Annotated in this window: 12 protein-coding genes, 1 tRNA gene and 1 other annotated feature; of the genes, 5 read left to right on the top strand and 8 right to left on the bottom strand. The window is 44.4% G+C overall.

Annotated features, from left to right (window positions below; all coding sequences use genetic code 11):
- Positions 1 to 46: 46 nt before the first annotated feature.
- The 4 genes from AB4486_RS03255 to uvrY form a co-directional block, all read right to left on the bottom strand.
- Positions 47 to 120, bottom strand: a tRNA-Cys gene (locus AB4486_RS03255).
- 266 nt (positions 121 to 386) lie between these two features.
- Positions 387 to 944 carry a CDP-diacylglycerol--glycerol-3-phosphate 3-phosphatidyltransferase gene (gene pgsA, locus AB4486_RS03250; RefSeq protein ID WP_017061490.1) on the bottom strand — a complete coding sequence of 186 codons (558 nt, stop codon included), beginning with the start codon at positions 942 to 944 and terminating at the stop codon, positions 387 to 389.
- Between the two features lie 46 nt (positions 945 to 990).
- Entirely contained in the window at positions 991 to 2,823 is a 1,833-nt protein-coding gene (gene uvrC, locus AB4486_RS03245) for an excinuclease ABC subunit UvrC (protein ID WP_372116468.1), read from the bottom strand.
- Positions 2,824 to 2,838: 15 nt separating this feature from the next.
- Positions 2,839 to 3,483: a UvrY/SirA/GacA family response regulator transcription factor gene (gene uvrY, locus AB4486_RS03240; RefSeq protein WP_004729778.1), complete on the bottom strand. Its 645-nt coding sequence runs from the start codon at positions 3,481 to 3,483 to the stop codon at positions 2,839 to 2,841.
- Between the two features lie 425 nt (positions 3,484 to 3,908).
- Between uvrY and AB4486_RS03235 the strand changes: the two genes are divergently transcribed.
- Positions 3,909 to 6,272, top strand: a complete 2,364-nt coding sequence (locus AB4486_RS03235) for a DNA polymerase II (protein ID WP_372107022.1) — start codon at positions 3,909 to 3,911, stop codon at positions 6,270 to 6,272.
- 93 nt (positions 6,273 to 6,365) lie between these two features.
- Here the strand turns inward: AB4486_RS03235 and AB4486_RS03230 are convergent, their stop codons facing one another.
- On the bottom strand, positions 6,366 to 7,133 hold the full coding sequence (locus AB4486_RS03230; protein WP_372107023.1) for a nucleotidyltransferase domain-containing protein: 768 nt from the start codon (positions 7,131 to 7,133) through the stop codon (positions 6,366 to 6,368).
- 137 nt (positions 7,134 to 7,270) lie between these two features.
- On the opposite strand from AB4486_RS03230, the gene yeiP reads away from it, so the two are divergent.
- The 3 genes from yeiP (at position 7,271) to AB4486_RS03215 (ending at position 8,810) form a co-directional block, all read left to right on the top strand.
- On the top strand, positions 7,271 to 7,840 hold the full coding sequence (yeiP, locus tag AB4486_RS03225; RefSeq protein ID WP_017055115.1) for an elongation factor P-like protein YeiP: 570 nt from the start codon (positions 7,271 to 7,273) through the stop codon (positions 7,838 to 7,840).
- A gap of 10 nt (positions 7,841 to 7,850) precedes the next feature.
- Positions 7,851 to 8,180 carry an HI1450 family dsDNA-mimic protein gene (locus AB4486_RS03220; RefSeq protein WP_004741258.1) on the top strand — a complete coding sequence of 110 codons (330 nt, stop codon included), beginning with the start codon at positions 7,851 to 7,853 and terminating at the stop codon, positions 8,178 to 8,180.
- A gap of 147 nt (positions 8,181 to 8,327) precedes the next feature.
- Positions 8,328 to 8,810 carry an RNA methyltransferase gene (locus AB4486_RS03215; RefSeq protein ID WP_017061495.1) on the top strand — a complete coding sequence of 161 codons (483 nt, stop codon included), beginning with the start codon at positions 8,328 to 8,330 and terminating at the stop codon, positions 8,808 to 8,810.
- Positions 8,811 to 9,042: 232 nt separating this feature from the next.
- Here the strand turns inward: AB4486_RS03215 and rluB are convergent, their stop codons facing one another.
- From rluB to rnm, 3 genes are all read right to left on the bottom strand, one after another.
- Complete coding sequence (gene rluB / locus AB4486_RS03210) at positions 9,043 to 10,077, bottom strand: 23S rRNA pseudouridine(2605) synthase RluB (protein ID WP_136982007.1); 1,035 nt, start codon at positions 10,075 to 10,077, stop codon at positions 9,043 to 9,045.
- Positions 10,078 to 10,236: 159 nt separating this feature from the next.
- A complete protein-coding gene (locus tag AB4486_RS03205; RefSeq protein ID WP_009848751.1) occupies positions 10,237 to 10,857 on the bottom strand; it encodes an L-threonylcarbamoyladenylate synthase in 621 nt (206 codons plus the stop codon).
- Positions 10,858 to 10,919: 62 nt separating this feature from the next.
- Complete coding sequence (gene rnm / locus AB4486_RS03200) at positions 10,920 to 11,774, bottom strand: RNase RNM (protein WP_017061496.1); 855 nt, start codon at positions 11,772 to 11,774, stop codon at positions 10,920 to 10,922.
- A gap of 120 nt (positions 11,775 to 11,894) precedes the next feature.
- On the opposite strand from rnm, the gene AB4486_RS03195 reads away from it, so the two are divergent.
- Positions 11,895 to 12,020 (top strand): trp operon leader peptide, encoded by a 126-nt coding sequence (locus AB4486_RS03195; RefSeq protein ID WP_009848753.1) that lies wholly within the window; start codon positions 11,895 to 11,897, stop codon positions 12,018 to 12,020.
- Positions 11,967 to 12,081, top strand: a sequence feature (Trp leader region). It overlaps the preceding gene by 54 nt.
- The last annotated feature ends 63 nt before the right edge of the window (positions 12,082 to 12,144 follow it).

The raw sequence follows: 12,144 nt of genomic DNA, 5'->3' as shown, positions 1-12,144 counted from the left end.
CTAGTATCGCATTTTCATTCAAATTCTTTCTAGAAGAAAGAGAGAATGGAGGCGCCTCCCGGAGTCGAACCGAGGTCCACGGATTTGCAATCCGCTGCATAGCCACTCTGCCAAGGCGCCTTAGTAACTCCAATCGAATCGCTCATTGCCATCCTCTTGGGTACGGGATGCATTCTACGGATTCAGACGATTGAGTCAATATTATTTTTGTATTTTTAATTCGTTTGAATAGATTTCATACGAAACAGGCCAAATAGCTGACTTTATGTTCAAAACACACTGTGAGCGGGTTATTCAAAGGAGATCTATATCACATTAGATATCCACTATTGATAACTTAACCTTAGGTTAAAGATCAAAAAAGCGAGCCTCAGCTCGCTTCTTCATCAATGATGTTTTTCGTCTAACAAATCGTCTTTGGCAGCCATCAAGTATTGTGCCATTGACCAATAAGTAAGAACGGTGGCGACATACAGTGCAATGTAACCTACCCACACCATCCAGTCGTCGTATCTCCAGATAAGTACCCAAAGAGCGAACATCTGAGAAACCGTTTTGACTTTACCAACCCAAGATACCGCAACACTTGCGCGTTTACCGATTTCAGCCATCCATTCACGAAGCGCTGAAATGATGATCTCACGAGCAATCATGGTCACGGCTGGAATAGTTATCCAAATAGAGTGGTAATGCTCTGTAATCAGGATAAGAGCCGTAGCGACCAACACTTTGTCAGCCACAGGGTCAATGAAGGCACCGAAGCGAGACGTTTGCCCTAACTTACGAGCTAGCATGCCATCTAGCCAATCAGTGAAACCGGCTACCCAAAACACCATCGCAGCAGCGAAAGGAGCCCATTGATAAGGTAGATAGAAAACGACAACGAATACTGGGATCAAAAATAGTCTCAGTAAGGACAAAATGTTAGGTATATTCAAACGCATATTATTGGGCTCTTATTAATTGCGCTTTAATGGTGCGGGATTTTTACTATTGTTTCAATGCTTGATAAATGTTTTCTGCCAAAGAATGACTAATGCCCGGCACTTTGGCTATTTCTTCGACAGTTGCACGCTTAAGTTCTTGTAAGCCACCCATATATTTCAGCAAAGCTTGACGACGTTTAGGTCCTACCCCTTCAATTCCTTCCAAAGCACTGGTTCTGCGCGTTTTACCACGTTTCGCCCTGTGCCCTGCAATCGCATGATTATGGCTCTCATCACGAATGTGCTGGATAAGATGCAGCGCTGGTGCATCGCTAGGTAAATTAAACTCTTCACCTTCAAGGGTTACCAAAGTTTCTAAACCCGGTTTACGCGTCACGCCTTTCGCAATACCCATCATTCTTGGTCTAAACGGCCAATCACCCCAATATTGAGAAATGATCTCATGAGCGCGGTTTAGCTGACCTTTACCACCATCGATAAAGATGATGTCTGGGATCTTGTCGACATCGAGTTGCTTCGAATAACGTCTCTCAAGCGCCTGAGCCATCGCTGCATAATCATCGCCACCTGTAATGCCGGTGATGTTGTAACGACGGTACTCTGGTTTAACCGGGCCTTCTTGATTGAACACCACACACGACGCAATCGTGCTTTCACCCATGGTATGACTGATATCAAAACATTCCATGCGCTTGATAGCATCCATCGACAGCACTTCTTGGAGCTCTTTGAAGCGCTGATTAATCGTCATCTTGTGATTAATCTTGGTGGTAATAGCCGTCAATGCATTGGTATTAGACAATTTAAGGTAACGACCTCGAGTACCTGAAGGGTTGGTATTGAAGTGAATCTTACGACCCGCTACTTCACACAAGGCTTCTTGAATCGGTGTGACATCTTCCATCAAATCGGCATTGAGAATCAAACGGGTTGGGATGGTTCTCGCTTCACTATGCGCAAGATAGTATTGGCTTAAAAAGCTCGAAAAGACCTCTTCTCGCACCGTATTGTTGGGAATTTTAGGGAAATGGCTTCTACTGCCTAAAACCTTGCCTTGGCGAATCATCAAGATATGAATACACGCTACGCCATTCTCTTGAGCAAATCCCAACACGTCCATATCTTCCATTGAATCGTCAGATACGTATTGTTGTTCTTGCACACGTCGAATCGCTTGGATTTGATCACGGAAAGCGGCAGCTTGTTCAAAACGAAGCTCACGGCTTGCCTTGTCCATTTTGTCGATGAGCGTCTCAAGGACTAATTTGTCTTTCCCTTGCAGGAACAGACGAACGTAGTCGATAAGTTCACTGTACTCTTCATCAGAGATGATTGAGCTAACACATGGCGCAGCACAACGACCAATCTGATACATCAAACACGGGCGCGTTCTATTGGCATAAACCGTATCTTCACACTGGCGGGCAGGGAAAATCTTTTGGATTAGGTGTAGCGTCTCACGCACAGCGCCGGAATCAGGGTAAGGACCAAAGTATTCGCCCTTTTTCGTCTTAGCACCACGGTGCATCGACAAACGAGGATGCTTGTGACCGCTAATAAAAATATAAGGGTACGACTTATCATCACGCAAAAGTACGTTGTATTTAGGCAAGTACTGCTTGATGTAGTTGTGCTCAAGAATGAGCGCTTCTGTTTCCGTGTGCGTTACAGTGACATCGATATTGTCAATATTACTAACTAGAGCGCGTGTTTTTTCACTGTCGACTTTTTTACGGAAATAACTGGAAAGGCGTTTTTTGAGGTTCTTAGCTTTACCGACGTAAATAACGGCAGCCTCGGCGTTATACATTCGATAAACGCCGGGCTGCTCTGTTACTGTCTTGAGGAATGAGACTGAGTCAAACAAGTTGGTCACTATACGATCTCAGTGTTAAAGGGTCTCAGTGTCTAACATTCCATGTCTAATCGCTAAATGCGTCAGCTCTACATCGCCACTGATATCCAGCTTACTGAACAAGCGGTAGCGGTAACTGTTGACTGTTTTAGGACTTAGATTGAGTTGTTCTGAAATATCCGTCACTTTCTGACCTTTGGTAATCATCATCATGATTTGAAGTTCACGTTCAGATAAGTCTGCGAATGGATTTTCAGACGCAGGCGAGAATTGGCTCAAAGCCATCTGCTGCGCAATTTCTGGTGAAATGTATCGTTGGCCACTATTAACCACTCGAATTGCATTTACCATTTCATCCGGACCTGCCCCTTTAGTAAGGTAACCAGCAGCTCCAGCTTGCATCACTTTAGTTGGAAACGGATTTTCCGTATGAACAGTTAAAACGATGATTTTAACATCAGGGTTGAAACGCAAGATCTTCTTGGTTGCTTCTAAGCCACCAATACCAGGCATATTCATATCCATCAAAATAACGTCAGTATTGTTAGTACGACACCATTTTGCAGCATCTTCACCGCTTTCAGCTTCCCCTGCTACGTTCATTCCACGGACGTCTTCAATAATACGTCGTATCCCTGTGCGAACCAGCTCGTGATCATCTACAAGGAAAACATTTATCAAACTTGTATCTCCACACTATTAATTGGCTCTGCAACCACTGTGTCATTTCATCTGTTTAAAACAATTGAACAAAGGAACAGTGGATGCAGCATTGAGTACATCTTAACTTAATTACTAAAAAAAAGCTCTGTTGAATATGTGCTGAAACACGAACTTTAGCAAGTACTTATTAACAAATAAGCTAACTAAAACAACAAGCTTTTTCTAAAAATCAACCAGTTAAAACAACACCCAATAAAATTACATAAGATAAAGATATTTTCAATACCATTGAATAACCATTCGCGACAATTTCACTTATTTGCTTATAGAGTCCCGTTATTTGCCTCTACTAACTAGAATTTAGTTAGTATTTTTACTGCCTTTTGTGCGCAGAGGGTCGCTAGATGGTAGTATTCGATTCCCCATTTCAATAGGTTACTACATTGGATATTCAGCAAGGCTTTGTACTCACAAGACAAGCAAGAGATTTTTCAGGGCGCACACAAATCGACTTGTGGTTAAGCACCCCTCAAGGCCCTACTCTGCTGACGATTCAAAATGAAAAACCGGTATTTTTTGTCGCTCAATCTGACGTTGAGGCATGTCAGGCAATCGCAGCGAAAGAGTCGATCGATTGCCAATTTAAGCCTCTAGAATTAGCCACATTCGAGCAAACACCTCTCGCCGCGTGTTACACCTCACTGTCGAGAAGCAGCTTTGGTTTAGCGCAAGCCTTTCACAACGAAGAAATCCAAACCTTTGAAAGCGATATTCGACTCGCCGATCGATTCTTGATGGAACGTTTTATCAAGGGAAGTATTGAGTTCACCGGATCTGCTGTGCAAAAAAATCAGCATCGTCGAGTCTCAAACGCAAAATGCCGAGCAGGTGATTACTTACCTAACTTGTCAGTAGTGTCACTTGATATTGAATGCTCAGAAAAAGGCGTGCTTTATTCCATTGGCTTAGACAGCCCGATGGACAGCCGAGTCATCATGGTCGGCGAACCACAAGAAGCAGACACCAACATCCAATGGGTTGTCAACGAAAAAGTGCTGCTTGAAGCGATGATAGCTTGGTTCTCGGAGTTTGATCCTGACATCATCATTGGTTGGAATGTTATCGACTTCGATTTTAGGCTGCTGCACAAACGTTCAGAATGGAACGAAGTGAAGCTCAACATCGGCAGAGACAACCAACCGAGCTTTTTCCGCAGTTCTGCTCAAAATCAGCAAGGTTTTATCACGATTCCGGGGCGCGTTGTCTTGGATGGTATTGATATGCTCAAGACAGCGACCTACCACTTCCGTTCTTGGTCTCTTGAGTCGGTATCGCAAGAGCTGCTTGGGGAAGGCAAAGACATCCATAACGTTCATGACCGTATGGATGAGATAAACCGAATGTTTAAGTTCGATAAACCCTCACTCGCTAAGTACAACCTTCAAGACTGCGTACTGGTAAACAGCATCTTCGAGCACACTCACCTACTCGACTTCGCGATTGAGCGCTCTCGATTAACCGGTGTTGAGCTGGATCGCGTTGGTGGCTCTGTTGCGGCCTTTACTAACTTATATCTGCCTCAAATCCACAGAGCGGGTTATGTCGCACCGAACTTAGAGCCAGAGAATTGGATTGCGAGCCCCGGCGGTTATGTGATGGATTCAATTCCCAATCTGTACGACTCGGTTTTGGTACTCGATTTTAAGAGCCTGTATCCATCGATCATTCGCTCGTTTCTGATTGACCCTATGGGACTAATTGAAGGGTTGAAGCTTGAACTAGGCCCAGCAGAAAACCAAGCCGTTGATGGCTTTCGAGGTGGGCAATTCCACCGCTCTAAACACTTCTTGCCCGAGATGATCGAAAACCTTTGGGCTGCACGTGATGTGGCGAAGAAGAACAACGAGAAAGCGTTCTCTCAGGCGATTAAGATCATCATGAACTCATTCTATGGTGTGTTAGGTTCGTCTGGTTGTCGTTTCTTCGATACCCGGTTAGCGTCTTCAATTACCATGCGTGGACATGAGATCATGAAGCAAACCAAGGTTCTGATCGAAGACAAAGGCTATCAAGTGATTTACGGCGATACCGATTCAACCTTCGTGTCTCTGAACGGCAGTTATGATCAGCAAAAAGCAGACGAGATCGGGAACACACTGGTCGCTTACATCAACGATTGGTGGACGAATCACTTAAAAGAGACCCACAACCTAACCTCAATACTCGAATTGGAATACGAGACTCACTATCGCAAGTTTCTAATGCCGACCATTAGAGGTTCAGAAACCGGCTCGAAGAAACGTTATGCCGGATTAATCACTCAAGGCGATAAAGAAAAGATCATATTTAAAGGGCTTGAGAGTGCACGCACCGATTGGACACCTCTCGCACAGCAATTCCAACAAACCTTGTATGAGATGGTGTTTCACGATCAAGATCCAACCGACTACGTCAGACAGTTTGTTGATGAAACCTCTGCTGGCAAACATGATGATTTATTGGTGTATCAAAAGCGCTTACGCCGCAAATTACATGAATACCAAAAGAACATTCCGCCGCAGGTTCGCGCAGCTCGTATGGCCGATGAGATCAATGCTCAGTTAGGGCGCCCTCTTCAATACCAAAATAAAGGACGCATTGAGTATTTGATTACTCTGAGTGGCCCTGAGCCCAAGGAGTATTTAAAGAGTGGTATCGATTATCAGCACTATATCGACAAGCAGATTAAACCGGTCGCAGAGGCAATACTGCCCTTCATCGGTTTAGACTTTGAAAGAGTTAGTGGGCAGCAGTTGGGTTTGTTCTAGCACTATATTCAATATGCTCTTAAAACGAAAAAAGCAGAGATATGTTCTTCAGCACACTCTGCTTTTTAGTATCAATGGATCGGTTATAAATCTCTATCCGATTCTGAACTCGGTTTTCTGATACTGCTTAATCAACCACTCACCAAAGCCATCAAGAATACCGATCACCGAACGTTTAGGGATTGGTCGACCAGAAAGTAAAATGCCCAACCTTTGGATTTCGACTTCTCGATCTGGGTGATACTTCAAGAACTGTTGGCCACATTCAACAGGATCATCGTACCAATATTTATCGCGGTACATCACCAGTGAGTAACTCGCCCGTAGAAGCTTCTTGGCAATAATCACCTGCACAGCGACTTGTTGTTCTGGCGTTGTCGCTCGTGCGATCTTGTTGCGATACACCGCCAACCAGTTTTCCGCATCCATATTCCAGTGCTTAGCGATTTCCCAACTTGTTTCAAAATCACCATAGCAGTCTGATAAGTCTTCACCATGCACACACACGGCTAAATGCTTGAGCATAAAACCCCAAGTGAAGATATTGTCGAAATCGACTATCTCACTCACTAAGGTAGTTTTTATCGCCACTTGAGTTACCTGCGGGAAGCTCTTTTGGAAACGCCATTTGATGGTGTTCAACAAAGTGGTTCGTTGGTCAGGAAACGGTCGATGGGTCACCACAACCACATCTAGATTGGAGCGACCGAAGACGGCTTGCTTACGAGCCACACTGCCATAAATATAAATACTGTGCAGATTAGATCCTAACCCACCTTTTAGAAAGGTAATCAGATCGTTAACCACAGGTTGAAATTCAGGTTGAAAAGGCTGTGTTGGGTCAATAACGGGTAGCTGCATAGGTCGTTTCGGTAAATAAAATAATGATTTAACTATAACTCTATGATCGCCTAGGTGACTTTATGATTCAAGCTATTCCTATTTATAGCATCTCCGAGATATAATCAGCGGATAGACCCACTAAGGACAAACACAAAATGCCTAGAGCAAGTGAAATTAAAAAAGGTTTTGCTATCACAGTAGAAAGCAAAACAGTGATCGTTAAAGATATCGAAGTAACAACACCAGGCGGCCGTGGCGGCCAAAAGATTTACCGCTTCCGTGGTAACGATGTAGCAACTGGCGTTAAAACTGAAGTTCGCCACAAGGCTGACGAAATTGTTGAAACTATTGACGTAACTAAGCGTGCAGTAATGTTCTCTTACGTTGATGGCAACGAGTACATCTTCATGGACAACGAAGATTACACACAATTCATCTTCAACGGTGAGACTATCGAAGACGAACTACTGTTCATCAACGAAGAAACTCAAGGCATGTACGCGATCCTTATCGACGGCAACGCTGCAACGCTTGAGCTACCAACATCTGTTGAACTAGTTATCGAAGAGACTGATCCTTCAATCAAAGGTGCATCAGCGTCTGCTCGTACTAAGCCTGCTCGTCTTTCTACAGGTCTTACTATTCAAGTACCTGAATACATCGCGACTGGCGACAAAGTAGTAGTAAACACTGCTGAACGTAAATACATGAACCGCGCAAGCTAAGACACTTATTATGACCGAAGCTAACGACCTAATGTCTTATGACGACGCAATTGACACTGCATACGACATCTTCCTAGAGATGGCACCTGACAACCTAGAGCCTGCAGACGTGATTCTTTTCACTGCTCAGTTTGAAGATCGTGGCGCAGCAGAGCTTGTTGAAACTGGCGATGATTGGGTTGAACATGTTGGCTTTGAAGTCGACAAAGAGATCTACGCTGAAGTGCGCATTGGTCTTGTGAATGAAGCTGATGACGTTCTAGACGACGTATTTGCTCGCATGTTAATCAGCCGTGATCCAGAACATAAGTTCTGTCACATGCTGTGGAAACGCGACTAATACCGCTGTTGACGCTCATCTGCATGAGTAAACAAGTATTCATGTAAGCGAGTTAAAAGTTAGCCGAGCCCATTGCTCGGCTATTTTTATCACGCTATTTTCCATCGTGATTCATCACTTTCATCATCAACGTTAGATTCACTGATTATGACCAAAGCAAAAACAGACACACAATCAAAAGGCTATGCCTGCATTGGCCTAGTTAACCCAAAGACGCCAGAAAACGTAGGCTCAGTGATGCGAGCAGCTGGCTGCTACGGCGCCAACTCTGTGTTTTACACTGGCACACGCTACGACCATGCGCGAAAATTCCATACCGATACCAAAGAAAAGCACTTAGCCCTGCCTTTGATTGGTGTTGAAGAGCTGAAAGATATTATTCCAGTAGGCTGCGTGCCGGTTGCTGTTGATCTGATTGAAGGTGCTAAGCCTCTACCTGATTACAAGCACCCACCACGTGCGTTTTACATTTTTGGCCCAGAAGATGGCACGCTAAAGAAAGAAATCACAGATTTCTGTCGTGAGACGATTTACGTTCCGACCAACGGCTGTATGAATCTAGCGGCATCAGTGAATGTTGTGCTTTACGACCGACTGGCGAAAGGCGATAACTTTTCGAATCATAAGTAAAAGAAACGAGATACGAGATACGAGATACGAGCAGATTATAGATGCGCCTACACGAGATAAGAGATGCGAAAAGCTCGCTTACTGTCACTTATGGCAGCATGTTTTCGATACTCGGTTACTCGCATCCCGCATCTGCTATTTCTCCAGACGTAAAAAAACCTGCTCAATGAGCAGGTTTTTTAGTATTCAGTGCTTTCAGCTAATGAAGCTTTACGCGTAAGAAATTACGTAATTACTGACGTGTTCTTGGCTTAGCTGGTTTAGCCGGACGACCGTTGTTCTGTTTAGGCTTACTTTTGTTAGCCTGAGGTTTGCCTTTGTTTGCAGCTGGAGCGCTACGACCTGAATCAGGTGTTGTAGTACCGCGAGTTGCAGGCTTCTTACGCTTAGTTTGGTTGCTACGGCCTTTTGGTGCGTTTGCACGCTCTTCGTGACGTTTAACAGCACGACGAATTTTTTGGCTACGAGAACGCTCACGCTTACGAGAAGTGTTTGAAGGATCAAGATCCAACAGTGTCTCTTTCTCAGGCTTAAGCTCAACAAGCTCACGCAGGTAGTTAACTTCTTGAAGATCTAGCTCTTTCCAACCGCCACGAGGCAGTTTCTTATCAAGGTAGATATCACCGTAACGTACACGTTTCAGGCGGCTTACTGTCGTTTCTTGAGATTCCCAAAGACGACGAACTTCACGGTTACGACCTTCGTTAATCGCTACGTAGAAAGTATGGTTCATACCTTCACCACCAGCGTAAACAACATCTTCAAAACGAGCCATGCCGTCTTCTAGTTGTACACCACGAGTAACGTTTTTAACTTTTTGCTCAGTCACTTCACCGAATACACGTACTAGGTACTCGCGCTCAACCTGACGGCTTGGGTGCATTAGACGGTTTGCAAGCTCACCATCAGTAGTGAAAAGCAAAAGGCCTGATGTGTTTGCATCAAGACGACCAACTGAAATCCAACGAGAACCACGGATCTTAGGTAGACGATCGAAAACAGTACGGCGGCCTTCAGGGTCGTGACGAGTACAAAGCTCACCTTCAGGTTTGTAGTAAGCAAGTACACGGCAAACCACTTCTTCAGAAGCCTTGCCTGAAACAGTATGGCCATCGATACGGATCACTGAGTTCTCGTCTTCAAGACGCTCGCCCAGTTTCGCAACTTGACCGTTAACACTTACACGACCAGATTTGATTAAACCTTCTAGTTCACGACGAGAACCGTGACCAGCTCGCGCTAAAACCTTCTGTAATTTTTCGCTCATTTACTCTTTTCTACCTAATTGTCGTCTTCACAGACGTCGAATGAATTTTTCGCGACCAAATCGCGGTCGCGTATTATCGCAAATAACCTGCCAAAAAGCACTTGTTATTTACTGTGGCAGGTTTGCTGTATCGTTACAGACTGTTAATCAGTAAAGCGATTATTCAAACGGCGCAGGATCGCCAGCACCACGACGTAGAACCACGGCATCATCGTCACTGAAGTCAATAACGGTCGTCGGTTGCTCACCTAAGTAACCGCCATTCAAAATCACATCAACCGCATGCTCTAGGCTGTCACGAATTTCTTCTGGATCCGACTCTGTAGTCTCGTTACCCGGAAGAATCAGAGACGTCGACATCAGTGGTTCGCCCATCGCTTCCAACAGGTCGAGTGCAATCTTGTTGTCTGGGACACGAATACCAATCGTTTTACGCTTGGCGTTCATCAAACGCTTTGGCACTTCTTTAGTTGCTTTAAAGATAAACGTGTAAGCACCTGGCGTGTGTGCTTTCAGCAGACGGAAAGCCACGTTATCAACGCGTGCATACAGTGATAACTCAGAAAGATCACGACATAACAAGGTGAAATTGTGCTTGTCATCGATGCGACGAATTTTACAGATACGTTCAAGTGCTTGTTTGTTTTCAAGCTGACAGCCCAGCGCATAACCGGAATCTGTTGGATAAACCACAACGCCGCCATTGCGAATAATCGCAACCGCTTGAGTAATTAAGCGTGCTTGTGGGTTATCTGGGTGTACATAAAAAAACTGGCTCATTGTTGATCCTCGTTATCGAATCTCTCGACTCTATCATCAGAAGGAGCTGGCTCACCTAAAGACTATTCAGATGGTGAAACCGTTTGAAACTCCCAATCTTTCCATACTTCTTCGACCCCAGAAGGTAGCCAGAGATTGCGTCCAAGTTCCATCCACGGAGATGGGTAATGGAAATCACTGCCTTGGGAGGCTAATAGTTTGTATTGTATAGCATAATCCGCGAGTGTGCGTCTTTCTTGTTGCGCTTGCTGAGGTTGAGCTACTTCCATCGCATCCCCTTTCGCTTCAACAAATGCCGCTAGCAGGCGCTTAACCCACTTGGCTGTAAGTCCATATCGCCCAGGGTGAGCGAGTACGGCTTGTCCACCAGCAGCATGAATAGCCGTGACAGCATCACTCATTGAACACCAAGTTGGCGGCACATAACCTGGGTTATTACGAGTAAGAAACTTTTTAAACACCTGCTGCATAGTTTTCGCATAGCCATTGTCGACTAGCCATTTAGCAAAGTGAGCGCGAGTGATTGGTGCATCACCCGCAATCAATTTAACTTCTTCTAACACCCCTTCACGAGTCGCTTTCTCAAGACGGTGAGCGATCATCTCAGCACGCCCAATACGGTGTTGCTTCTGTTGTTCAATGAGCGCTTTGAGTTCTGGTGACTCAGGATCAACGTTTAACCCAACAATATGGATATCTTTGTTTTGCCAAACAGTCGAAATCTCAATGCCGTTTATCAACTGAATAGGAAGGTTGTTATCCGCAATGTAGCTGCGTGCTTCAGCAAGCCCATCAGTCGTGTCATGATCTGTAATCGCTAGCGCTTCGATGTTAAAGCCAAGCGCTCGGTCAATTAGCTCAGGTGGAGTAAGTCGGCCATCTGAGGCTGTTGTATGACTATGTAGATCAATTCTCATATATTCTTTTTCATTGTTTTCAATTTTTATCGTTATATTTGTGTCAACACACTTGACCCGCAAGCAGAAAACTAGTTAACTAGTACACAAATACGAAGTATCACATTTGATAGGTTCACCATGTTACAAGAATTTAACCAAAACCATAAAGATAAAGTTTTAGAACTTTCTTCAGTAGAAGCAAGTTCAGAGCTTAATTGGTGGCGCACTTGGACAAGTTCTTGGTGGGCTAACGTGTACTTCTAGTTAAACAGTTTGTTTATAAAAAAGTTATCACTAAGCCCGCTTTAATAGCGGGCTTTTTAATTTGTCGAACATCTCACATTCAACTGACTAACAAATCATCGAATTGACCATATTCTAGATTGGG

Source organism: Vibrio sp. 10N.222.55.C6, from assembly GCF_041473395.1.
GTDB lineage: Bacteria > Pseudomonadota > Gammaproteobacteria > Enterobacterales > Vibrionaceae > Vibrio > Vibrio crassostreae_C.
This window is presented reverse-complemented; position numbering and strand designations above follow the sequence as displayed.

Coding starts and splice junctions, on each gene's coding strand:
- pgsA (WP_017061490.1), bottom strand. CDS start 944: ATGCGTTTGAATATACCTAACATTTTGTCCTTACTGAGACTATTTTTG.
- AB4486_RS03230 (WP_372107023.1), bottom strand. CDS start 7,133: ATGCAGCTACCCGTTATTGACCCAACACAGCCTTTTCAACCTGAATTT.
- yeiP (WP_017055115.1), top strand. CDS start 7,271: ATGCCTAGAGCAAGTGAAATTAAAAAAGGTTTTGCTATCACAGTAGAA.
- AB4486_RS03220 (WP_004741258.1), top strand. CDS start 7,851: ATGACCGAAGCTAACGACCTAATGTCTTATGACGACGCAATTGACACT.
- AB4486_RS03215 (WP_017061495.1), top strand. CDS start 8,328: ATGACCAAAGCAAAAACAGACACACAATCAAAAGGCTATGCCTGCATT.
- rluB (WP_136982007.1), bottom strand. CDS start 10,077: ATGAGCGAAAAATTACAGAAGGTTTTAGCGCGAGCTGGTCACGGTTCT.
- AB4486_RS03205 (WP_009848751.1), bottom strand. CDS start 10,857: ATGAGCCAGTTTTTTTATGTACACCCAGATAACCCACAAGCACGCTTA.
- rnm (WP_017061496.1), bottom strand. CDS start 11,774: ATGAGAATTGATCTACATAGTCATACAACAGCCTCAGATGGCCGACTT.
- AB4486_RS03195 (WP_009848753.1), top strand. CDS start 11,895: ATGTTACAAGAATTTAACCAAAACCATAAAGATAAAGTTTTAGAACTT.